At 66.9% G+C, this 22521-nt stretch carries 22 protein-coding genes; 11 read left to right on the forward strand and 11 right to left on the reverse strand.

Annotated elements, in window-relative coordinates; all coding sequences use genetic code 11:
- Positions 1 to 73 precede the first annotated feature (73 nt).
- Together B843_RS00715 and B843_RS00720 are read left to right on the forward strand one after the other, a co-directional pair.
- Positions 74 to 643, forward strand: a complete 570-nt coding sequence (locus tag B843_RS00715; RefSeq protein WP_025251610.1) for a hypothetical protein — start codon at positions 74 to 76, stop codon at positions 641 to 643.
- Between the two features lie 12 nt (positions 644 to 655).
- Positions 656 to 1540 (forward strand): PrsW family intramembrane metalloprotease, encoded by an 885-nt coding sequence (locus B843_RS00720; RefSeq protein WP_025251611.1) that lies wholly within the window; start codon positions 656 to 658, stop codon positions 1538 to 1540.
- Here the strand turns inward: B843_RS00720 and B843_RS00725 are convergent.
- From B843_RS00725 to B843_RS00735, 3 genes are all read right to left on the reverse strand, one after another.
- A complete protein-coding gene (locus B843_RS00725) occupies positions 1537 to 1779 on the reverse strand; it encodes a hypothetical protein (RefSeq protein ID WP_025251612.1) in 243 nt (80 codons plus the stop codon). The two genes, B843_RS00720 and B843_RS00725, sit on opposite strands and share 4 nt — an antisense overlap.
- 172 nt (positions 1780 to 1951) lie before the next feature.
- Positions 1952 to 5233 carry an arabinosyltransferase domain-containing protein gene (locus B843_RS00730; protein WP_155895173.1) on the reverse strand — a complete coding sequence of 1094 codons (3282 nt, stop codon included), beginning with the start codon at positions 5231 to 5233 and terminating at the stop codon, positions 1952 to 1954.
- 124 nt (positions 5234 to 5357) lie between these two features.
- A complete protein-coding gene (locus B843_RS00735; RefSeq protein WP_025251614.1) occupies positions 5358 to 7376 on the reverse strand; it encodes a galactan 5-O-arabinofuranosyltransferase in 2019 nt (672 codons plus the stop codon).
- Between the two features lie 112 nt (positions 7377 to 7488).
- Between B843_RS00735 and B843_RS00740 the strand changes: the two genes are divergently transcribed.
- Entirely contained in the window at positions 7489 to 8268 is a 780-nt protein-coding gene (locus B843_RS00740) for an HAD family hydrolase (protein WP_034648697.1), read from the forward strand.
- A 50-nt stretch (positions 8269 to 8318) separates the two neighbouring features.
- Here the strand turns inward: B843_RS00740 and B843_RS00745 are convergent, their stop codons facing one another.
- From B843_RS00745 to B843_RS00755, 3 genes are all read right to left on the reverse strand, one after another.
- Complete coding sequence (locus B843_RS00745) at positions 8319 to 9080, reverse strand: decaprenylphospho-beta-D-erythro-pentofuranosid-2-ulose 2-reductase (protein WP_025251616.1); 762 nt, start codon at positions 9078 to 9080, stop codon at positions 8319 to 8321.
- Between the two features lie 30 nt (positions 9081 to 9110).
- The gene (locus B843_RS00750; RefSeq protein ID WP_025251617.1) at positions 9111 to 10526 is read right to left on the reverse strand and encodes an FAD-binding oxidoreductase; all 1416 of its coding nucleotides are present in this window, start codon (positions 10524 to 10526) and stop codon (positions 9111 to 9113) included.
- A gap of 190 nt (positions 10527 to 10716) precedes the next feature.
- A complete protein-coding gene (locus B843_RS00755) occupies positions 10717 to 10941 on the reverse strand; it encodes a hypothetical protein (RefSeq protein ID WP_025251618.1) in 225 nt (74 codons plus the stop codon).
- Positions 10942 to 10972: 31 nt separating this feature from the next.
- Between B843_RS00755 and B843_RS00760 the strand changes: the two genes are divergently transcribed.
- The 3 genes from B843_RS00760 to B843_RS00770 are packed head-to-tail and all read left to right on the forward strand — an operon-like array spanning position 10973 to position 12837.
- The gene (locus tag B843_RS00760) at positions 10973 to 11431 is read left to right on the forward strand and encodes a hypothetical protein (RefSeq protein WP_025251619.1); all 459 of its coding nucleotides are present in this window, start codon (positions 10973 to 10975) and stop codon (positions 11429 to 11431) included.
- Positions 11432 to 11475: 44 nt separating this feature from the next.
- Positions 11476 to 12360 carry a hypothetical protein gene (locus B843_RS00765; RefSeq protein WP_025251620.1) on the forward strand — a complete coding sequence of 295 codons (885 nt, stop codon included), beginning with the start codon at positions 11476 to 11478 and terminating at the stop codon, positions 12358 to 12360.
- A gap of 18 nt (positions 12361 to 12378) precedes the next feature.
- Positions 12379 to 12837 carry a GtrA family protein gene (locus tag B843_RS00770; protein WP_025251621.1) on the forward strand — a complete coding sequence of 153 codons (459 nt, stop codon included), beginning with the start codon at positions 12379 to 12381 and terminating at the stop codon, positions 12835 to 12837.
- Here the strand turns inward: B843_RS00770 and glfT1 are convergent.
- Positions 12834 to 13742, reverse strand: a complete 909-nt coding sequence (gene glfT1, locus B843_RS00775; RefSeq protein WP_034648702.1) for a galactofuranosyltransferase GlfT1 — start codon at positions 13740 to 13742, stop codon at positions 12834 to 12836. The genes B843_RS00770 and glfT1 overlap by 4 nt on opposite strands.
- Positions 13743 to 13861: 119 nt before the next feature.
- Here glfT1 and B843_RS00780 point away from each other — a divergent pair, with 119 nt between their 5' ends.
- From B843_RS00780 to B843_RS00795, 4 genes are all read left to right on the forward strand, one after another.
- Complete coding sequence (locus tag B843_RS00780) at positions 13862 to 14896, forward strand: metal ABC transporter substrate-binding protein (protein WP_051483417.1); 1035 nt, start codon at positions 13862 to 13864, stop codon at positions 14894 to 14896.
- Positions 14897 to 15005: 109 nt separating this feature from the next.
- The gene (locus B843_RS00785) at positions 15006 to 15692 is read left to right on the forward strand and encodes a metal ABC transporter ATP-binding protein (RefSeq protein ID WP_025251624.1); all 687 of its coding nucleotides are present in this window, start codon (positions 15006 to 15008) and stop codon (positions 15690 to 15692) included.
- Complete coding sequence (locus B843_RS00790; RefSeq protein WP_025251625.1) at positions 15692 to 16561, forward strand: metal ABC transporter permease; 870 nt, start codon at positions 15692 to 15694, stop codon at positions 16559 to 16561. The genes B843_RS00785 and B843_RS00790 overlap by 1 nt, the downstream gene beginning before the upstream one ends.
- Positions 16558 to 17469 carry a metal ABC transporter permease gene (locus tag B843_RS00795; protein WP_025251626.1) on the forward strand — a complete coding sequence of 304 codons (912 nt, stop codon included), beginning with the start codon at positions 16558 to 16560 and terminating at the stop codon, positions 17467 to 17469. Before B843_RS00790 ends, B843_RS00795 begins: the two co-directional genes overlap by 4 nt.
- On the opposite strand, the gene B843_RS00800 is transcribed toward B843_RS00795, so the two are convergent.
- From B843_RS00800 to wzm, 3 genes are all read right to left on the reverse strand, one after another.
- A complete protein-coding gene (locus B843_RS00800) occupies positions 17432 to 18430 on the reverse strand; it encodes an HNH endonuclease signature motif containing protein (RefSeq protein ID WP_025251627.1) in 999 nt (332 codons plus the stop codon). The genes B843_RS00795 and B843_RS00800 overlap by 38 nt on opposite strands.
- Positions 18431 to 18520: 90 nt before the next feature.
- Entirely contained in the window at positions 18521 to 19309 is a 789-nt protein-coding gene (gene wzt / locus B843_RS00805; RefSeq protein WP_025251628.1) for a galactan export ABC transporter ATP-binding subunit Wzt/RfbE, read from the reverse strand.
- A gap of 10 nt (positions 19310 to 19319) precedes the next feature.
- The gene (wzm, locus tag B843_RS00810) at positions 19320 to 20216 is read right to left on the reverse strand and encodes a galactan export ABC transporter permease subunit Wzm/RfbD (RefSeq protein ID WP_025251629.1); all 897 of its coding nucleotides are present in this window, start codon (positions 20214 to 20216) and stop codon (positions 19320 to 19322) included.
- Between the two features lie 86 nt (positions 20217 to 20302).
- Here wzm and B843_RS00815 point away from each other — a divergent pair, with 86 nt between their 5' ends.
- Entirely contained in the window at positions 20303 to 21517 is a 1215-nt protein-coding gene (locus B843_RS00815) for an aminotransferase class V-fold PLP-dependent enzyme (protein WP_025251630.1), read from the forward strand.
- Here B843_RS00815 and B843_RS00820 read toward each other — a convergent pair.
- The gene (locus tag B843_RS00820) at positions 21514 to 22467 is read right to left on the reverse strand and encodes an NAD(P)H-quinone oxidoreductase (protein WP_025251631.1); all 954 of its coding nucleotides are present in this window, start codon (positions 22465 to 22467) and stop codon (positions 21514 to 21516) included. The genes B843_RS00815 and B843_RS00820 overlap by 4 nt on opposite strands.
- Positions 22468 to 22521 lie beyond the last annotated feature (54 nt).

Consider the following 22521-nt stretch of genomic DNA (forward strand, 5'->3'; position numbering starts at 1 on the left):
TCCGTTGTTAGCCACGAGCGAATAGCGCCCTTTCGGCACCTCGCTTGTCGACGGCCACAGGTAGGTTGGACGCATGCCCTACAATCGCTTCCGCCCGGCGCTAAAGCCCGCGCACTGGGCGGCGCTCATCGGCGGCGCCGTCGCCGCCTTGTCCCTCCCGGTGCTGCTCGACTCGGTCACCCCGGACTTGAGCACCGCCACCGAGGAGGTCACCTTCTCCGCCGACGACGGGAGCTGGGACGTGACCCTGTCGGGCGACGACGGCTCGCCCCTGCGCTGCGAACAGGCGGAGCTGGAGTCCCTGCTCACCGGCTACGACTGCGGCGGGACCACCATCTCCGGGATCGTGCACGCAACCGGCGACGACCCCGACCGCACCCTGTGGCGCATGATGCGGGCCAGCACCGGCCTGCCCCCGAATGCCGACGAGCCGGTCTTCCGCGAGGGCGCGCTGCGCGCGATGGCCGACAGCTACGACCCGAACTCGCTGGGGTTCTCGCTCGTGGGCACGGGAGAGCACGAGGGGAAGACGGCCTTCGTGCTGGTCAGTGGCCCGGAGGTGGACAAGTACGCCGAGATCGTCGTCGCGAGCCTCGGCGGCAATGGCGCGGCCGAGCAGGACAAGCCCGCCGAGGCGGCATAGGAAGGGGAGGTTATGGACGTGGAAACCGTAGGCGTCGACAAGCGAAAAAGCACGCCGTGGGCCATGATCGCGCTATGGTGCGTGCTTGCTGTGGCGCTGCTTGGCTCGACGCTGTTTACCGTGCCGATGATGCTGTTGTCTGGGACCGGATTCCTCATCGGGATCGTCTTTGTCGCCGCCTACATAACGGCGGTGACGGCGCTGTTCCGGCTCACGCCGATGTGGCCGCGGGCGCCCAAGGCCTGGTATTTTTCCAGCCTGCTGTGGGGAGGCGCGCTCGCGCTGGGAGCGGCGCTGCTCGTCGGCGGCAGCGTGACCTCGCTGGTGGCCAAGCTCGGCCTGCACGACGCTGGCGCCTCGTTCGGCGGGGCCTACCCGGAGGAGATCGCGAAGGCCACGGGCGTGGCCGTCATCCTGTTCGCGTTCCCCGCGCTCAACCGGCCGTGGCACGGGTTCGTCACCGGCGGGCTCGTGGGGCTGGGCTTCGAGGCGGTCGAGAACGTCCTGTACGGCGTCATGGGCGGCATGCTCGATCCGAACAGCGACGTGGTCGGGACGCTGCAGATGTGGGGCCTGCGCCTGGTGGTCGGCCCCGGCCTGCACGCGGTATTCACCTCGATCGCGGGCCTCGGGATCGGTCTGGCGTTTTTCCGCTCGGGTTGGGGTCTGCGCAAGCGGATCGGAGTGGGCCTGGGCTTCCTGTTTATTGCCTTCGCGGCCCACTTCGCGTGGAACTACAGCTGGGGCGGGACGATCTGGCCGATCGTGTGGCTCGTGCTCGTGGCGCTGGTCATCTACCCCGGGTTCGCCTACGCGTGGTGGCGCTGCCGGAAGGAAGCGCGCGAGGACGCGATCCGGGGCCGTGGCGCGCCGATCACGAGCGTGGAACTGCTCTAGCTCGTGTGGTGCGCGGCCGTCGTGGTCAGGCTGGCAAGCTGCTGGGCAGTTACCTCGTTGGCCGCGGCCTCGGCGGTCTTGGCCAGGTTGGTGTCCTGGTTGTTGACGTCCTGGTTGATGTAGGAGGCCACCGGCACCTGGTTGCCGGTCGACTCCTGGCTGACCGCCGCGCCGATCGCACCCGCCGAGACGAGGGCGGTGCAGGCGAGCGCGGCGAAGGACTTCTTGAACTTCTTCATGGGGTCACCCCTCATCGTTTTTCGGCTGGACTCTTCTTGATGCTTTCTAGCATCGGCGACGAAGCTGTGGCGCGGCTGAAAAAGGTGAAGCGATCGCCTGACAATTGGTTACCAGATTGCATGACGAAAGGCGCCGAAAAGCATGTGCTTTCCGACGCCTCTCGGTGGGGGACTACTCGGTGTCGATGTTCATCTTGCCCGGGTACCACAGCCCGGACCTAGTGACGACCTCGGTGTCGATGGTAGCCACCTGCGGGATCTGGCCCTCGGAGTTCGGGCGCGGGTGCAGGACCTCGATGGATCCCCAGTCGCGCAGCCAGTCGCTCTTGGAGTAGCTCGGCAGCTGGTAGGAGTAGTTCACCGCGTCCGCGGTGCCCATGACGCCGCCGCCGGCGAAGTCCTGGAACGGCGTGCCGGTGGTCTTGCCGCCCGCGTCCGGCGAGATCCGGTACTCGGGGATCTCGGCGACGCCGGCGTAGTGGTCGAACGGGCGCTGGCACGGGAACTGCAGCGGCACCGACCAGTCGAGCAGGACCGGGACCTGGGAGCCGACGACGTTGTTGAGCGTGTCAAGGGTCGGCACGCGCGGCGGCGTGAACGCCAGCCACTGCTTCTGGTCGAGGCTGGAGTCGACGGCGTGGATGCGCACGACGTTGGCGTCGCTGGGCAGCTCGTTGAGCGGCAGGCGCAGGTTGCGCCACGACGGGGACGGCCCGATGTCGAGCATCATCTTCTCGCCGAGCTCGGTGACGGAGCCGTCCGCCTCGCGGCGGCCGTACTGCAGCATGAGCGACTGCCCGTCCTGCTTGATGCCGTTGATGTCGACGTGCTCGATGCGGCCCGCGGCGGAAACCACGATGAGCGGGGTCGCGTCGGTGGCCTGCGGCAGCTCGTACCACTGGGTGGTGTCCTCGGCGTAGAACTGCTCGCCGTTGGCGTAGGAGCCGAGCACCGGGATCTTGGCGTAGTCCAGCCCGAAGGGCAGCCGGGCGTTGGAGCCGTTGACGCCGCCCTCCTGGCGCACACCGCCGCTGGTGCTGGAGTCCTGGGTCGTGCTGGCCTCGGTGTCGCCGACGGAGTTCGCCGTCGCGGCGGAGGCGTCGCCCTGCGGGATCTCGGAGTTCACCTCCGGCGGGATGCCGTTGGCGTTGAAGCCGCGCTCCTCGCCCGTGCTCAGGGAGTCGCCGAGCGAGCCGGAGACCGGGGTGAGGAAGGAGTCGTTGGAGTTGGTCTCCACGAGGACGTCGTTGGCCAGTCCGCACTTGTTGCCCGCGAGCGAGCGCAGGTTGCCCAGGCCCACGGAGTAGGCCGGGTACTGGGAGATGAAGCCCTTGGCGAAGCTGGCCACGCTGAAGAAGACGGCGATCGCGCACACGACGGCGATCGGCGCGGCGGCGAGACCTGCGAAGCGATCCTTGCGGCCGCGCTGCAGCTTGGCTTCCTCGGCCTGGGCGTCCTTGCCCTCGGCCTCCGCCTGGAACCCGCGCAGGTCGCGGGTGAACGACTGCAGCACGCCGATGAACAGCACGAGCAGCGAGATGAAGAGCATGACCGTGGAGGCCTCGATGCCCTTGAACTGGATCGACTTATCGAACCACGGGATCGCGTAGCTGGAGGTGTACCACCAGCCGTTCGTGCCCGCCAGCGTAAACGCGAAGACGAACAGGATGAGCCCGATGAGCAGCGTGCGGTTGCGCTTGGAGCGCAGCGCGAACTGCGAGAGCGCCACGGCGGCAAGGCCGCCGATGGCAGCACCGATGCCAGCGAAGATGCCGAAGTGGTGGGTCCACTTGGTCGGCGTGAACATGAGGAAGAAGAAGGTGCCCAGGATGACGAGCACCAAGCGCTGCGACGGGCCGCGCCGACTTCCCGGCACCTTGCCGTTGCGCAGGGTCGATGCCACCACGAGGACGAAGGAGACCACGAGGAAGAAGAACGCGAAGCGGCGGGCGAACGAGCCGTCCACCGTCTGCTGCATGAGCACCTGGTAGCGGGCGAACTCCTGGTACCACGCGAGCGATGGGCCCTTGGCGCTGCGCACCTGGATCGACTCGAGGACGCTCATCAGGGTCTGGTCGCCGAACACGGCCACCAGCACCGAGAATCCGCCTGCGAAGAACGGCGCGAGCAGTCCGAGCCAGGCCACGGAGTGGGCCTTGCGGGAGGTGCCGTTGCTAAGAAGCGGCACGCGGTCGAACATGATCCGCAGCACGCCGGAGAGCCCGGCGAGCAGGGCGGCCACGGCCATGAGGCCGGTCGGGCCGCAGGCCAGCGAGAAGGCGGCGACGATGGTGCCCAGCGCCGCCGGGAACAGGCGCTTGGTGGCGATGGCGCGCTCGAAGAGCACCCAGGTCGCCAGCGCGCCGAGCGCGATCGGTGGCTCGGGGCGAAGGCCGTTGTCGTAGGCCAGCCAGAAGGCGAGGAACAAGAACGCCGCGGTCCACTGGGCGACCCGGCGCCCGGCGATCTTCTCGCCGAGGATCGGCATGACCATGCGGGAGAGCAGGAACCAAATCCCGAGCGCGCAGATGAGCGAAGGCAGACGCATCCAGGTCGAGGCCGTCGACACCTTGGCGAACTGCGCGAGCAGGTCGTAGTACGGGGCGCCGAACGGCGACTCGGGCACGCCGAACCACCGGTAGTAGTTGGCCATGTAGCCGGAGTGCTCCGAGGCGCGCGCCATCGTGAGGATGAAGCCGTCGTCAGAGGTGTTGGCGCCGAAGATGTACCAGAAGATGAGGATGCCGCCCACGACGGCGTCGAGAAGCGTGGGCACCCAGGCCTTCGGGCTCAGGGAGTGGATGCGGCCGCGCCCGTCGAGGCGGTCGATCTTGAACAGGCAGAACAGGGAGATGAGCGTGAACAGCCCGCCGCCCCACATGGACAGGTACTTCCACACCGAGGGCGAGGAGGTATAGCGAGAGTTGATCTCCACGTTCACGTTGAGGCCCGCGTCGGTGAGCGACTTCGCGGCGTCAGCCGTGTCGTTCAGCTCGGTGTACACGCCGGTGATCTGCGGGCGCTTGTCTTGGTCGATCTCCGCCTTGTACTCATCCCCGCTCGAGTCCTTCGCGCCCGGGATGATGACGGAGGTGGACTGCTCGGTGGAAGAGATGTCCAGAACCGAACCCTCAGGTAGCGCGCTGACCTCGTCCTTGGTCAGCTCGAAGAGCACGTTGTCGCGGACGATGACCTCGAGCCCGCCGTCCGACGAGCGCACGAACATGCCGCGCGAGGTGGCCTTCTCGCTGTCCTGCGGCAGCGTGCCGAACACCAGCTGCTGGTCGGTGCGCAGATCCGAAAGCGCCGCGAGCGGGATCGCGACGTCCATGGACACCGGCGTATAGCTCTCTAGCGGCGCGTTGACCGACTGGAGCGACCCGTTCTGCGGCCAGGACAGCGACGACTGCACCTGGTTGACCGGCATGAATGGGGTGAGGATGAACAGGAACATGCCGATGAGGCCGCTGATGAGCGCGACCCTGACCAGCGTGGTCTGGTTCCCGTCGGAGGACACTGCAGTTTTAGACACAGGGGGTAATTCTAGTTCATGTCCCTGAGCGGGGGACGAAGTTGATTTAGACACGGGTCACCACCACGAAGGGACCGATCTCCTTGATCTCGAAGTGGTCTGACTGGAACGCCGCCGGGTTGAACTTCACGCCGCGGAAGCGGACGTTGGGGTTGTTCGGGTAGATGTCCTCGGCGACGTCGAAGTTCCACCCGGATTCGGCGTCGTCCGACTGCCCGCGGAAGATAAACACCTGCGGGGACTTCCACGGCGATTCGTCGAGGGCCTGGGCGAACTTCTCCGGGTCCGCTAGGTCGTCCCAGCTGCGGCTGGCCCACTCGTCGAGCTTGGCGTTGCGCTGGTCGAACTCGCCGAGCGGGTTCGCGTAGTGGCTCGTGAAGGCCTGGAAACCTCGATAGGGGTAGTAGGACAGGAAGTCCTTCTCCGAGGTCAGCACCACCGTGTCGCGCGGGACGAAGCCGTGCGAGAGGATCTCGTCGTTGATGGCGGGGTAGTACTGGGTCGAGTCCGCCGGGAACTTGTCGGCGCGCTCGCCGTTGCCGTCGGTCTCGGAGTAGGCCATCTCGATCTCGTCTGCGTTTTGGTTCGGGATCGACTGGGCGTAGTAGACGCCGCCGCAGGACAGCGCCGCCACGAGGGCGATGGTGACCAGCTTCGAGGTGCGCTCGCTGAACTGGACGGGGTAGAACCGGTGGATGCCCACCAGCCTCAGGTCCGCAAGCCCGATCACGCCGGCCGTGGCCAGCAGCATCGTCACCACGATGTCGAGACGGAAGCCCAGCAGCGTGGTGCCGGTGAGCGTGGCGGTCATGGAGGCGACGATCCAGCCGTAGACGACGATGAGGCACAGGCCGATCGCGCGGACGTCCGGATCCATGGCGCGGATGATGACGTAGATGAGGCCCACGAAGCACAAGATGCCGACGACGCTGGCCGCGAGCATCGGGAAGGGCACGCGAGCGCCCTCGCTGGGAAGGTAGTGGGCGGCCGTCGCCCCCGAGCGGTGGCCACCCGTGAGCACCGCCCAGACGTAGGGGCCCCACACGAGCGCCGCGATGGCCATGGAGCCCACGCCCACGACAATCACCCGCAGGACCGGCCACCACGACCGCTCGAAGACCGCGGAGAATAGGGCGGCGATAAAAAGCATGCTCACCGCGATGACCGCGGTGTAGAGCGTGTACATCGACGCGGACAGGCCGAGGAAGATGGTCACGCCCGCGAGCGCGAAGCGGTCGCCGGACAGCCCGCGCCGGCCGACGACGACGGCGGCCGTGATCCCCATCGCGATGATCGCCGCGTAGGGCTCCTCCGGGCTCATGACCAGCATGATGCAGGTGGTCACCAGCGCGATCGCGACCGCCACGGGGACCGAGCCGATGATCCGCTGCCACACCGGCACGAGCATGCACGCGGCCGCCGACAGCGACACGATCGCCCACGGCTGGAACACCTCCCAGCCGCTCAGCCCGAGCAGGTTGGCGAAGCGGCCACCCACCCAGAACCAACCCGCCGGGTAGTAGGCGGGCAGGTCGGCGTAGTTCATGTCGCTTAAGTGCCAGCTGTCGGTGAGCCGGGTGAGGTACTGGGTGCGAAAGCCCTGGTCGATGGCGATGCCGTCCAGGTACATCTTCGTCGCCGACAGCGGGATGGTCAGCGCCGCGGTGATCAGCCCCGCGGGCGAGAGGTAGGCGATGGCGTAGCTCAGCCACTTGCGCCAGGTGGGAAGCTCGCGGCCGTTGCGCTGGTCGACCGCCCACCAGCACATGAAGATGGCGGTGACCACGACGACGGCGACGATCCCCGCGGTCGCCAGCGCGCGGCTGACCTGCGAGCCGCCGAAGGCGGGCAGGTGGGTGTGCTTGAGCGCAAACCACGCGGCAAGGCTTCCCAGGCCGCCGGCCATAACCGCGATGGCCATGGCGACGAGCGTCATGGGGCGGCTGATGGTGTCGGGGGCGTAGGCCTCGTCGGTGAAGCTGGTGCGATAGTTCGCATCTTCGTCGCCGACCACCGCGGTGGCGGTAGCGGCGCTAGCAGATTCGCGTGCGGGCGGGACAGTCATTCTCTCATTCTTTCACACCCGTCCCACCCCTACCGTTTGGGCGGCGCCGTCGGGTCGCGCGCCGCTAGGCGTCGACAAGCAAACTGAATCGTTGCACGCTCGATGAATTAATATGGATGGGGTGAAAATCGCTGCTTTTGACTTCGACGGGACCATCCTCTTCGACGGCGGCATCGCCGAGGACACGCTCGACGCGATCCACGGGTTCCAGGAGGCGGGCAACCTCGCGGTGGCGGCGACGGGGCGCTCGCTGGCCACCGCGCGCTTTGCCACGACGCGGTTCGGCCTCGACTTCGACTACCTCGTGCTCAACACCGGCGCCGTGCTCGCCGACCGCGACGACACCGTCCTAGCCAAGCGCTTCCTCGACTTCTCGCTGGTCGAGGACGTCGTGGACACGCTCAGCCGGCACGAGGGCATTGCGCTGTACGGCACCACGCTCACCGGCCGCGACAGCTGCTTCTACCACGGCGTGGGGTTTACAAAGTCGGGCATCGTACCGGACTTTCAGCAGGCCAACGTGCACGAGATGGCGGGGGAGAACTTCATCGGCATCCCCATCTGGGTGCCGCGCGACCGCCCGAAGCTGCGCGCGATCATCGACGAGATCACCGCCACGTGGGACGTCGAGTGCACCACAAATCAGGACTTCATCGACATCATCCCCACCGGCTCGACGAAGGGAAACGGCCTGCTCGGCCTCATCGAGCACCTAGGTATGCGCCGCGAGGACGTCAAGCTGGTCACCTTCGGCGACTCGTGGAACGACCTGTCCATGCACGCCATCGCGGATCGCTCCTTCAGCTTCCCGTGGTCGCCCGCCGACGTGCGCGCGCAGACCAGCTTCGTTACGGAGTCCGTCGTCGCCGGTTTGTCGCTTATCGACGGCTAGAAGCACGAAAGCCGCTCCCCGTGGCGGGAAGCGGCGTGTGCGGGGCCTTCTTAGAACGGCAGCTTGCGGAAGATCGGCTGCGGGATGAACTTGAAGGCGAGCGAGACGTACTCGAACAGCGGGTGGACGAACAGGTAGCGCTTCTTGTTGAGGACCGCCTCGACGGTGGCCTTGGCCACGTCCTCCTTGTTGACGGTCAGCGGCGCGTCGCCCGCGTCGGCGGACATCTTGGTGCGGACCTGTCCCGGGCGCACGACCAGCACGTTGACGCCGTGCTCGCGGAGTGCCTCACCGAGGTTGACGTAGAAGCCGTCCATGCCAGCCTTGGAGGCGCCGTAGACGAAGTTGGAGCGGCGCACGCGCTGGCCCGCCACCGAGCTCATGGCGATGATGGTGCCGTGGCCCTGCTCCTTGAACTTCTCGCTCAGCAGGACGCCGACGGAGATCGGCGCGGTGTAGTTGGTCTCCGCGGAGGCGACGGCCTTGGCCTGATCCTGCCACAGCTCCTCCTGGTCGCCGAGCGTGCCGAAGGCGACCACGGCCACGTCGACGTCGCCCGCGGAAAACGCCAGGTCGATGACGTCCTTGTGGGTGTAGAAGGCGGTGGCGTCGAAGTCGAGGACCTCGACGGCGGACGCGCCCGCGGCCTTGACCTCCTCGACGGCGGCGTCGATGCGCGGGGAGTTCTTGCGTGCCGCCAGGGTCACGCGGGCCGGGCCGCGCTTGAGGAACTCCTCGACGATGGCGAGGCCGATCTCGGAGGTGCCACCGAGCAGGAGAATGTTCTGAAGCTGGCCTACTGCGTTAAGCATGTTGGTGAAAGCCTTTCTATGGTCGGTGGATTAGTGCAGCTCGAGGCGGCGGGACATGTCGGAGGCGAAGACGCCGGTCGGGTCGATCTCGTTGCGGGTCTTGAGCCAGCCGGCCATGCCCGGGTACATCTTGTGGAAGTTCTCCGCGGAGGTGCGCGACTCCTTGGCTAGGTACAGGCGGCCGCCGAACTCCATGACGCGGCGGTCGAGGTCGTCCAGGAAGGCGCCCAGGCCCGGCTTGATGGGGAAGTCCACGCAGACGTTCCAGCCCGGCATCGGGTAGGACAGCGGGGCCTTGTTGCCCGGGCCAAAGAGCTTGAACACGTTCAGCGCGGAGTAGTGCCCGGACTTCTGCATGTCGCGGATGATCTCCTTGAACGGCTCGACGGCGTCGGTGGGCACGACGAACTGGTACTGCAGGAAGCCCTTGGAGCCGTAGCCGCGGTTCCACTCGCCGATGAGGTCGAGCGGCTGGTAGAACTGCGTGAGGTTCTTGATCTTGTTCCGCGCCGGGGCGCCCATCATGTAGTAGGCCTCGCCGATGGCCATGAGGGTGAGCTTGTTCATGGTGAAGCTCGGGAAGATGTCCGGGACCGTCATGAGCTGCGGCGCGTTGAACTTCAGCGGGTCCTTGGCCAGCTTCGGGGCCAGCTCCTCGAGCTGCGCCAGCGTGGCCAGCGAGCCGCGGGAGATGGTGGCGCGGCCGAGCTTCGGCTCCGGGGAGATGACGTCGAACCAGGCGGACGAGTAGGTGTAGTTGACCTCAGAGCCGTCGGAGTGGAAGGCGACGGTCTCCTCGAGGTTGTTGGTGCGGTCGGTGTCCGAGACGAAGTAGGCGGTCTCGGTCTTGGTCATCTTGATCTGTGCGCGGACGATGATGCCGGTCAGGCCCATGCCGCCGACGGTGGCCCAGAACAGCTCGCCGCTCGGGTCATCTGCCGAACCCTCCGGCTCGAGGTGCAGGATGCGGCCGTCGGCGACCAACAGCTCCATGGAGGTGACGTGGTTGCCGAAGGAACCGGCCGAGTGGTGGTTCTTGCCGTGGATGTCCGGGCCGATGGCGCCGCCGATGGTCACCTGGCGGGTGCCGGGCAGGACGGGGACCCACAGGCCGTAGGGGAGCGCGGCCTTCATGAGCTGGTCCAGGGTCACGCCGCCGTCGACGTCGACGATGGCGGTCTCCGGGTCGATGGAGTGGATCTTGTTGAGCGGCTGCATGTCCACCACGACGCCGCCGGCGTTCTGCGCCGGGTCGCCGTAGGAGCGGCCCATGCCGCGCGCGATGATGCCGCGCTTCAGGTAGTCCGGCTTGTCGGCGTTGTCCTCTGCCACCAGCTTGACTGCCTTGACGATCTCGTCGAGGTCCGGGGTGCTGAGGACCTGCGCGGTGGTGGGCGCGGTACGGCCCCAACCGTTGAGCTTCTTGGCGGTTGTGTTCAGTTCCATGTGGTCTTCGTATCCTACGTTTTCTGCCTCCCTGCCTGGTCACTTCTTATATAGGTGACAAAGAAAAAGGCAGAAAAGCTCGACTCGAATATTTCTCAAGCTTCAAGAGTACCCACAAACACTCCGAATGACCCGCTCAAAAAATGTGAGATATGTTTTGTTTTTGTTCTGTTTGTGTGGGGAACTTTCCCTAAAGGTCCATCATCTTGCGGATTTCTTCCGGTAATTCCTCCTGGGTGGTGATCTGGGGGCCGTCGTATTCCTTGAGGATCTCGTAGACGCGCACGCGCGAGGCGCTGTCGAGCAGCGGGAGTTCCTCGGCCATGAGCCGGGTCATGAACTGGTTCATGGGCGTGTTGGTGTGCTCCGCGGCGATGTGGCCGGGCTCCGGCTTCTTCTTAAACAGTCCAAACATGGCTCCCATGCTAGCCGGTAGGCTAAGGGACATGACCACCCCTGATACGAATTTCAACACCCTTTCCAACACCGTCTCGGGCAGGCTCGCGCAGGCAGGCGTGGGTGCTGCCATCACGGCGCTGCCAGATTACGTCTCCTCCCGCGCGTTGCGTGCGCTTATCGACGCCTGCCTCGCATCCGGGCTGGTCTACGCGATGGTGGAATCCAATGCCCAGGATGACGATCCCCGCAACGACCCGGCGGCCATCCTCGAGGACATCGAGGGGGCGCTCGGCGACTCCACCTTCGACCTAGGCGGCCCGGTCAAGACCTGGTCGGTGATCGGGGCGGGCGCACTCGTCATGGCGGCGCTGAACTATTTGTCGTCGAAAAGCCAGGAAAAGCTCGCGGGCTTCCTCTACAAGCGAGGGCTGAAAAAGCCCAACACCGTCCTCGGCCTGCTGGCGGGCCTGCTCATCTTTTTCGGGACTGAGCAGGCGAAAGGCTAGATTCGCCCGCCGCCTCCGCGCGGGGTCGGACTAGGCTTGGGGGCATGCCCACCCCCATTCACGCTGCGCCGATCTACGACTTGTCGGCGGCGCGCCGCACCCGCAAGGCCACGCCGTGGCGCCCGCGGGAGCCGCGCACGCTCATCCTCAGCGTGTCCCTGCTGGCGGGCGGGGCGGACGTCTTCCGCCACATCGGCGTCAACGACTCGATGAGCATCGACGAGCTGCACCAGGTCATCGACGTCTGCTTCGGGCTGGAGCGGGAGAACCCGCCGTGGGCGATGTACGACGGCGCGCTGCGCTGTGGGGCGTCGGACTGCGTGCACACCCACCTCGACGCGCCGGGTGCCACGCTCGAGTACGGGTGGGGGCTGTGGCACGTGGGCATCGAGGTCATCGACGTCATCGTCCGCGACAAGGGCACCCCGCGGGCGCTGTGCATCGGCGGGTCCGGGGCGCTGCGCGAGGAGGCCTTCGACCCTTCCGTGGTCAACGCCAAGCTCACCGGCGACGAGGTGATCGAGAAGACGCTCGCGCAGGTGCGCCCGGAGATCGCCGACGTCATCCGCCGCGGCGGCATGTACGACTTCATCGCGCTGCTGCAGGCGCTCGACATCGGCCGCCCGCCCACGCAGGCGGCGACCCGTGAGCTGCTTGCGCTGCCGATCGAGTCCGACCCCAGGTCGCGCGACGCGTTCTTCTCCACCCTGTTCAGCCTGTCGTGCATGAGCGACCAGGAGCTGACCGACTCCATTAATACCTCCGTCATGGAGTCGCTCGGCTGGGGCGAGCTGCCCGCGGCCGAGATCCGCGCCGCATGCGCCGACTCGCTCGAGGTGCTCGCCCGCGCCGGTGCCTACGGCGCGCGCCGGCTATCGGCCGTCGACCGCATCGACATCTACCGCGAGCTGCTGCGCCGCCGCGCCTAGCCTGTAGGCTTATACGCTGTGTCAGAGAAAAACCCCGCACCCGCAGCGTCCAACTCGCTCAAGAGCCAGCTCATGCGGTTCATCGCCGTCGGCGTAGTCTCCGCGATCGTCGACTTCGGCCTCACGCTCACCCTCAACGCCTTGGGCCTGCAGCGCTCGGTGGCGAAGGCGATCGGCTGGTGCGCGGGCACGCTGACCGCCTACGTCCTCAACTCGAAGTGGACCTTCAACTCCAAGACCTCGGCGAAGTCCACCGCGGCCGTGGCCGCACTCTACCTGTCCACGTTCGCGGTGCAGAACTTCCTCTACTGGGTGTTGGAGTCCCCGCTGGACGCGCTGGGGCTTTCCAAGTTCTGGGTGAACCTCGTCGCCTTCGTCATCGCCCAGGGTGTGGCCACGGTGACCAACTTCATCGTGCAGCGGGTGTTCATCTTCAACGAGAAGCCGCACGTGGTCTCCGCGGAGGATCCGCGCTAAGGCCGCTCGAAACGCTCCTTGCGCCCCAGGTTGTGCAGCTTGAGCCACTCGAGGAACCCCTTGGGGTCCCTGCGCTGGACGAGGAAGAACCACCCGAAGCGCGCGTACTCCTGCGGCAGCAGCTTGCGCATGCCCGGCTGGCTCATGAGGTAGCCGCGGTTGCGGTAGGTGAAAAAGCGCTTGCCCGCGTTGTCCGGGTACTGGGTGTGCATGCGCCCGCCGAGGATCGGCTTGAACTCGCCCGAGCCGTTGGGGTGCAGGTAGAAGGTGGTCAGGCACGTGCCGAAGTTGAGCCCGGAGCGGGTGAGTCGCCGGTGGTACTCGACCTCGTCGCCGCGGATGAACAGGCGGTAGTCGGGCACGCCGATGACCTCCATCGCCTTCGCCGAGATGAGCGCGCCGTTGAACAGCGAGGCGTAGCGTGGCAGGAAGTCGCCGGTCAGCTCGCTGGCCTTGCGGTGCCAGGTCGTGCCCTGGCGCAGCGGGAACGCCAGCGTCGCCGGGTCGTCGATGTCGCACACCAGCGGGGAGATCTCGTCGAGGCCCTCGCGCTCGGCGACCGCGTAGAGGGTCTCCAACACGTGCTCGTCGGCGGGGCGCCCGTCGTCGTCGGCGCACCAGACCGCCTGCGCGCCCTTGGCCAGCGCCGTCAGGAACCCCAGCGCGAAGCCGCCCGCGCCGCCCAGGTTGGTCTTCGACGGCACGTACACGCCGCGTTCGCCCGCCACCTCGTTCAGTAGCTTGTCGACGCGCTGGTCGCAGCCGTTGTCCACGACGATCACCCAGTCCACGGGGTGCGTTTGCTTGGCGACGATCTCGAGCGAGCCCTTGAGCAGCTCCACGCGGTTGTGGGTCACGATGACGGCGGCGGTGGTAAACGACGGATGCAGGTGCGCGGTGCTCATGGGTGAGATTGTCTCACACGCCGCCGACCCGGTGCCGGATAGAAGGGGATTAGGGCTGCGGCTTTTCTTTAAAGAATTACTAATGAAAAAGAATTTGACTAGGGTCATATTATGTAGTTATGGAATCCCGTTTTCAACAACTTCGACCTATTGCAAAAGCGGCCGCAGCTGGCCTGGCAGTAATCGGCCTGCTCGGCGCGGGCGCCTGCTCCACCGAGTCCGGCTCCTCGAGCTCCTCCTCGGACGGCAAGTCGCTCAGCGTGTTCGCCACCACCGGCTACATCGGCGACGCCGTGAAGAACATTGCCCCCGACGCGAAGCTGACCACCATGATCGGCCCGGGCGGGGACCCGCACACCTACCAGCCCACCACCAAGGACATCTCCGCGATGCAGGACGCCGACGTGGTGCTGTGGTCAGGTCTCGGCCTCGAGGCCAGCATGCAGGACCAGCTCGAGGGGCTGGGCGACAAGCAGCTCGCCGTCGCCGAGACCATCCCGGAGGACAAGCTGCTGCCGTGGTCCGAGGAAGAGGACATGGACCACGACCAGGCGGCCGAGTCCGAGACCGCGAGCGCGTCGGAAACCGCCCACGAGCACGACCACGGCGACCTCGCCTTCGACCCGCACGTGTGGAACTCCACCGACAACTGGAAGCTCGTCGTCGACGCCATCGTCCAGAAGCTCTCCGACGCCGACAGCGCCAACGCCGACACCTACAAGGCCAACGGCGACAAGTACAAGGCGGAGATCGATGACGCAGCCGCCTACGTCAAGGACCAGATCAACCAGATCCCTGCCGACTCCCGCACCCTTGTGTCCGGGCACGACGCGTTCGCCTACTTCGGCAACGAGTTCGGCCTCGAGATCAAGGCCACCGACTTCGTCTCCTCCGACGCTCAGCTCTCCGCCGGCGAGCTCGTCGACCTGGCCAAGTACATCGCCGACCACAAGGTCAAGACCGTCTTCCAGGACAACGTCTCCAACCCGCAGGCGATCCAGTCCCTGCAGGAGCAGGTCAAGGCCGACGGCTGGGACGTGAAGGTTTCCGACAAGGTTCTCTACGCCGGCTCCCTCGGCGAGAGCTCCCCGCAGGACACCTACATCGGCGTGCTCAAGTACAACGCCGACACCATCCGCGAGGCCCTGTCCTAACACTGAAGTTTTGAAAGCCGCGGCGTTGCCATGTCACCATGGAATAAACGCCGCGGTTTTAGGTTTTAAACCTTTGGCAAGGCGTCGACAAGCAAAAAGAAAGACCACGATGATCGCAATCGAAGTCACCGACCTCAGCGTCTCCTACGGGCAGACCGTGGCGCTCGAAAACGCCAGTTTCCGCGCGCGCCAGGGGACGGTCATGGGGCTGATCGGCCCCAACGGCGCTGGCAAGTCCACGGCGATGAAGGCGCTGGTCGGGCTCGTGCCGCACACCGGCGAGATCGCGATCACCGGCACCGTCGGCTACATGCCGCAAACAGCCGAGATCGACTGGGACTTCCCGATCACCGTCGAACACGTCGTGTCCATGGGGCTGTATCCGAAGCTCGGCTGGTTCAGGCGGCTCGGGCGCGAGGACAAGCAGGCCGTGACCGCCGCGATGGAGCGCGTGGGCGTCGCCGACCTGTGCAAACGCCAGATCTCCCAGCTGTCCGGCGGGCAGCGTAAGCGCGTGTTCATGGCGCGCATCCTGGCGCAGAACCCGCAGGTCTACCTGCTCGACGAGCCGTTCGCGGGCGTCGACGTGGCCAGCGAGAAGGTCATCCACCGGGTCCTGCACGAGCTTCGCGACGCTGGCGCGACCGTCCTCATCGTCCACCACGATCTCGCCGCCGTGCGCCACCTCTGCGACGACGTTACCGTGTTCAACCGCACCGTCGTCGCCACCGGCGCCGCCGCCGACGTGCTGGTTCCAGACGTGATCAACCGGGCCTTTGGGCTGGGGATCGCATGATCTCGGTGATCGACTTCCTCGCCGAGTTCTCCTACCGGCGCACCCTGTTCGGCACGATGGCGATCGGTGCTACCTGCGGCGCGATGGGCACGTTCTTGTACCTGCGGCGCCAGGCGCTCATGTCGGACGTCATCGGACATGCCGCCACCCCCGGCGTGATGGCGGCCTTCCTGCTGGTCTCGCTGCTTGCGCCGGGTGCGGACCCGCGCGCGCTGCCGGTGTTGGTGGTCGGCGCGCTGGTCTCCGGGCTGGCGTCGGTGTGGCTGTCGCAGGCGATCGCCCGGCACACGCGCATCGGCATCGACGCCACCATGGCAGTGGTGCTCTCGCTGTTCCTGGGCGGCGGGCTGGTGATCCTGCAGGTGATCCAGAAGTCCACGCTGCCGGGCAAGGGCGGGATCCAGGACCTCATGTTCGGCAACGCCGCGACGCTGACCAGCCTGGACGTGGCCACGATCGCAGTGTCCAGCGTGATTATCCTCGCGGTCGCGGGGCTGTGCTGGCGGCCGTTCGTGCTCATGACCTTCGACGAGACCGAGGCCCGCATCCAGGGCTGGCCGGTCAGGTGGCTCACGCCGGCGCTGTTCGGGCTGCTGGTCGTGGCGATCGTCATGGGGGTCAAAGCCGTGGGGCTCATCCTCATGATCGCGTTCGCGGTGTTCCCGCCAGCAGCGGCTAGGCAGTTCACGCGCACGACGCTGGCCATGTTCGTGCTCTCCGGCGCGATCGGGGCCGCGGCGGCGGCGATCGGCTCCTACCTGTCGATCGCCCTGGGCAACGTCCCCACCGGCCCGGTCATCGTGGTCGTGCTCGGCGCGTTCATCGGCGTGTCGATGCTCGCCGGATCGCGAACGGGGGTGCGCGCATGAGCTTCGTGGCATCGGTGGCGCTGCTCGCCGCGGTGGTCTCGCTCGCGTTGAGCGTGCCGGGGATGGTGCTGAGCCTTCGTCGACAAGCAATGCTTTCCGACGCCTTGTCGCACGCCGTCGTCCCCGGCATCGCCGTGGGTGTGCTCCTGTCCGGAACGACGAGCTCGCCGCTGCTCATGCTCGGCGCGACCGTCTCCGGCGTGGCTGTGTTCGCGCTCACCGAGTGGCTCGTGCAACGCGGCAGGTTCACCCGCGACTCCGCGACGGGACTGGTGTTCCCCGTGTTCTTCGCGGCGGGCGTCATCATCATCTCGACCGCGCTCAAGGGGGCGGCGATCTCGGAGAATACCGTGCTGGTCGGCGACCTCAACTTCGCGGCGCTGGACAAGCTCATCGTGGGGCACTACGACCTAGGCCCCAGCCAGGCGTGGCTGGTCGGCGGCGTCGGGCTCGCCTGCGTCGCGGTCCTCGCGCTCGTCTACCGCCCGCTGGTCACGCACGCGTTCGACCCCGTCTACGCGGCGTCTATAGGCTGGCGATCGCGGCTGGTCAACTACGTGGTCATGGTGATGGTGTCGCTGACGGTGGTCACGTGCTTCGACTCCGCCGGCGCCGTGCTCATCGTCGCGCTCATGATCGTCCCGCCCGCCACGGCGCTGCTGGTGACCACGACCATGCGCGGTTTCATCGCGCTCACGCTCGTCGTGGCGCTTTTAAGCTCCCAGGTGGGCTTCTTCGCGGCGTATCAGCTCGACGCGGCCACGTCGCCGATGATGGCGCTTGTCGACGGCCTCATCTTCCTCAGCGTGTACGGCTTTATCAGGGTACGCGACCGCGGGCGCGCCAAATCCACCCCCGACCAGCCCCGGATCAGGGGGCGCGGTAGACGCGCCGGATTCGGCCGTTGATGCGCTCGAGCCGCCCGCGGCTGGGCGGGGCGTTGGGGTCGTCGTCGTTGACCCCGTTGTGATAGGCGCAGCAGGTGGTCAGGTTCCTGCTCGAGGTGTGCCCGCCCAGCTGCCAGGGGATGATGTGGTGGACCTCGCACTCGTCGGCGGGTTTGTGGCAGTTATCCCACGGGCAGGTGGGGTTTTCCACCTTCGCGAGGATGCGCTGCTTGTCGTTGGCGAAGCGCTTCGAGCGCACTAGGTCCACCGGGCCCTCGACGGGGTGGATGAGCGCGAAGCCCCACTCCTCGTCCAGCGCCAGCTTCGCGACCTCCGTGCTGGTGCGCTCCACGCCGTCCGAACAGAGCAGCACCGTTTCGTCGCCGGTGCCGTCTATGACCTTGTCCGCGGCGTCCAGCGGGATCGTGACCACGGGGCGCAACACGGTGCGTACGGCCTCGCCGCCCGTGACCGCCTGGTGCAGCGCGCTCGCGGGGTCGTCGGCGTCCTTGATGGGGTCGTAGAGCTCCGCGATGAGCGCCGCCGGGCCGTTGACCCGCATCGACCAGGTCTGATCGGTGTAGCGGCGGACGCTCACGCCCACCGGGACGGTGCGCGGCTTGCGCAGGGCCTTGACCAGTTTGAGGCCGAGCTCCTTGATCTCGCTGGGCGTGCCCTTCTCGCGGCACAGACCCTGGCGCAGCTGCCACTTCTTGCTGTGGCCCGCCACCCTTTGCGCCAGCGACTCGATCACCTCGAGCGTATCTAGGCTGTGCTCGTTCTCCTCGATCCCCTTCACACAGTCCGCCTGCTTGCGGCTGAACACGACGGGTTCGGCGTAGACCTTCGTCAGCGCGGCGAGCGAGGCGGCGGCCTTCTCCGGCACCACCCGCTCCAGTTCTTGCGCGCTGAGCCCGCGGGCGAGCTTCATGAGCTCGAGGGGGCTTTTCAGCAGCGCTCCGAACATCTCCAACGCGTTCATGCCTCGCACGCTAAACGGGCCGCGGCGCCCTCGCAACCGCAGCCCGAAAATCTGTGGATAACTCCGGCAATCCGGGAGTTATCCACAGGCCTACTCCTGATTCATGCGCTCCAAGAGGCGGCGGACGTGGTCGGCCGCGCCCTTGCCCTCGTAGGCCTCGACGATGTCCGGGATCGGCCCGGCCTGCCGGATCGAGCCGTGGTCGACCCACAGCGCCGAGTCGCACAGCTGCGCGAGGAAGTCGTTGGAGTGCGAGGCGAACACGAGGATGCCCGAGCGCTCCACCAGCTCCTGCAGGCGGTTGCGGGCCTTGGCCATGAAGGCGGCGTCGACGGCGCCGATGCCCTCGTCGAGAAGCAGGATCTCCGGCTCGATGGAGGTGACCACGCCGAGCGCGAGGCGGATGCGCATGCCGGTGGAGTAGGTGCGCAGCGGCATGGCGAGGTAGTCGCCCAGCTCCGAGAACTCGGCGATCTCGTCCATCTTCTGCTTCATCTGCTTGCGGGTCTGCCCCAAGAACAGGCCGCGGATGATGATGTTCTCGAACCCGGAGATCTCCGGGTCCATGCCCACGCCCAGGTCGAAGACCGGGGCCACGCGCCCGCGCACGTGGGCGGAGCCGCGGGTGGGCTCGTAGATGCCGGACAGGAGGCGCAAAAGCGTCGACTTGCCCGCGCCGTTGTGCCCGACCAGCCCCACGCGGTCGCCCTCGCGCAGGTGCAGGTTAATGTCCTTGAGCGCCTCGACGACAACCGTGTTGTCCTTGTTGCGGCCGATCGCGCCGCCTGCGGCGCCAAGGAAGGCCTTCTTCATCGAGCGGGACTTCGCGTCGAAGATCGGGAAGTCCACGCACGCGTTGTACGTATCAATCGAAACCACGACGGTCCTCCTATACCCAATAGCTCACGCGGAAACGCCACTGCTTCATCGCCATGAGGGCGAGCAGGGTGCCAGCAACGGTGCAGCCGATCACGATCCACCAGTGGTAGGCGGGAAGATCGGCGCCGATCAAGGGGGCGCGGATGACCTCCATGTAGTGGTAGAGCGGGTTGAGCTCGGCGATGCGCGCCCGGCTCGAGATGGCCCCACCCTGGTCCTGCAGCGTCCGGGTCATCCACACGATCGGGGTGACGTAGAACAGCAGCTGGGTCAGCGACTCGAGCAGCGGGGACACGTCGCGGTAGCGGGTGGCCACGATGCCGAAGAACATCGACACCCACACGCCGTTGATCACCAGCAGCGCCAGGGCCGGGATCGCCAGAAGGATGTCCCAGCCCAGCGGCCTCGGGAAGATGAGCATGAGGATGAGCCAGATGACCAGGTTGTGGGCCAAGAACAGCGTCTGCTTCCACACCAGGCGGTAGACGTGCACCGACAGCGCCGACGGCAGCTGCTTGATGAGCCCCTCGTTGGTGATGAACACCTCCGAGCCCTCCTTGATGCACCCGGAGATGAATCCCCACATGATAAGGCCCACGGTGACGTGCGGCAGGAAGTCCGCGACCGGGATCTTAAACAGCAGCGAGTACAAAAGACCCAGCGCCAGGGCCATGACGCCGGTGGCGATGGTGATCCACAGCGGGCCGAGCACCGAGCGGCGGTAGCGCTGCTTGATGTCCTGCCAGCCTAGCTGCAGCCACAGCTCGTGCTGATTGAATCCGCGCACCAGGTCGGCCCAGGCCGCCCGGAGGGTCTTGGATTGCGAAGGCTCGGGGTCGTGGTCGTCGACCGCGGTGATGCGCGCGACCAACGCCTCGATGTCTTTTTTGGGAGCTTGTTCTTGCACAAATAGTTAGCCTAGCTGGCTGAGTGCAAACATTGAATCCGACAGGCATACTATTAGGGGTCGTTTGGTTCTGGCAGGAGAGGTTTATGGTCTTTGATGTAGCCCGTGTTCGAGGTTTGTACACCTCGCTCAGTGACGGCTGGACCTACCTCAACGCGGACCGCAGCCCGCAGATCCCGGAGTCGGTCTCGGCCGCGGTCTCCCGCAGCTTCCGCAGCGCCCCGGTCCTCGAGCCCGTCGGAGAGGTGCTCGACGTTTCCGGCTCCCACCGGCACTCGCCGCGCACGGGCCAGACGGTGGGGGACTCCTACCTCGAGGCCGCCCGCCGCGCGATCGCCGACCTCACCGGCGCCGCCACCGACGCGGTGATCCTGGGGCCCAGCCTCGAGGTGCTCTACTCCCGCCTGGCCCGGGCCGTTCGCCCGCTCATGCGCCGGGGTGCGCGCATCGTCAACTCCCGCGCCGACCGTCTGCGCATCGACCCGGCCATGGCGCACGCGCAGGCCGAGGTCATCGCCGAGCCGGACCTGGGGACGGGCGAGGTGCCCGCCTTCCAGTACTCCGAACTCGTGACCGGCTCCACGCGCCTAGTCGCGCTGTCGGCGGCGCATCGCAGCGTCGGCACGGTCAATCCCGTGGCGGAGATCGCGGACATCGTCCACTCCTCCTCGCGAGCGTGGCTGCTCGTCGACGTCAGCCCCATCGCCGGTTCCTCCCCGATCAACATCGACGACCTAGGCGCGGACATCCTCGCCCTCGACTGCGCCGCGATCGGCGGCCCGGACGTCTCGGCGCTGGTCTTCCGCGACACCACCATGTTCCCGCGCATCGACATGAGCGCCCTGCGCCTCGACGTCGCCCCGGGTCTGGCCGGCGGCGTCCCCGCGCTCGTCGACCACCTGGCCGGGCTCTCGGAGCAAAGCCGCGGCACCCGCTCGATGCGGCTGCACAGCTCGCTCGCCCAGACCGGCGCCTACCTCGAACGGCTCGGCGCCTACCTCGTCGACTCGCTGGGCGCCCTGCGCACCGTGCACATCTTCGGCGTCACCGGCGAGGCGGCGGCGGGCACGAGCGCGTCCCGCATCGCGCGCACGAGCTTCTGCATCGCCGGCGTGCCCGCGGCGACGATCTATCAGCGCTTGCTGTCGCACCGCCTCGTCACGTCGATCGCCGGTACAGATCCGCTTCTCGACGCCATGGGGGCCGCCGACACGGACGGAGTGATCACCATCGGGCTGTCGGCCTACAACACCACCAACGACGTCGATCAGCTCGTCCGGGCCGTGGCGTCGCTCGCCTAGGCGTCGATAAGCAAGACCACCTTGCCGGTGACCTCACCGGCCTTGAGCATGTCGTGGGCGCGCTGGGCGTCGGAAAGCGGCAGCGTGGCGTGGATCTGGTGTGTGATCGTGCCGTCCTCCAGCAGCGGCCAGATGTTCTCGACGGTGGAGGCGACGATGCGCGCCTTGTCCGCCCGGTCGCGCGAGCGCAGCGCCGTGGCCGAGATCGTGCCGCGCTTGGCCAGAAGCAGGCCGATGTTGAGCTCGCCCTTGACCCCGCCCTGCAGCCCGATGGTGACCTGGTGGCCGCCGGTGGCCAGCGCCTTGACGTTGCCCGGCAGGTACTTCGCGCCCATGATGTCGAGGATGCGGTCGCACTTGTTCTTCAGGATCTCCGCGAAGTCCTCCTCGCGGTAGTTGATGAGGATGTCCGCGCCGAGCGCCTTGCACGCTGCCAGCTTCTCCGCCGAGCCCGCCGTCACCGCGACGGTGGCGCCGACGTGCTTGGCCATCTGGATCGCGAACGTGCCGATCCCGCCCGCGCCGCCGTGGATGAGGATCGTCTGGCCCGCCTCGAGCCCGGTGAGCATGCCGATGTTCGACCACACCGTCGTGGCCACCTCCACCACGGCCGCGGCCTCGGCGAAGGAGTAGCCCTCGGGGATCGGCATGAGCTGGCCCTCCGGCACCGCCACGAACTCGGCGTAGCCGCCTCCGGCCAACAGGCAGGCGACCTTCTCGCCCGCCTTGCGCCCCGTGGTGCCCGGGTCCTCGATGACGCCCGCGCACTCGAGCCCCAGGATCTCCGACTCGCCCGCGGGCGGCGGGTAGTGGCCCGCGGCCTGGAGCAGGTCGGCGCGGTTGACGCCGGCGACGCGGACGCGGACGAGCACCTCGCCGTCCTTCAAGATGGGGGTGTCGGTCTCCTGCAGCTCGAGCGTGCGCTCGTCGGTTACGTGAATCGCCTTCATGACACCCTAGGTTAGAAGATTTTCACACCCGTCGGGTACAATTCCAAGCTGTTG

Origin of the sequence: Corynebacterium vitaeruminis DSM 20294 (assembly GCF_000550805.1) — a bacterium.
GTDB lineage: Bacteria > Actinomycetota > Actinomycetes > Mycobacteriales > Mycobacteriaceae > Corynebacterium > Corynebacterium vitaeruminis.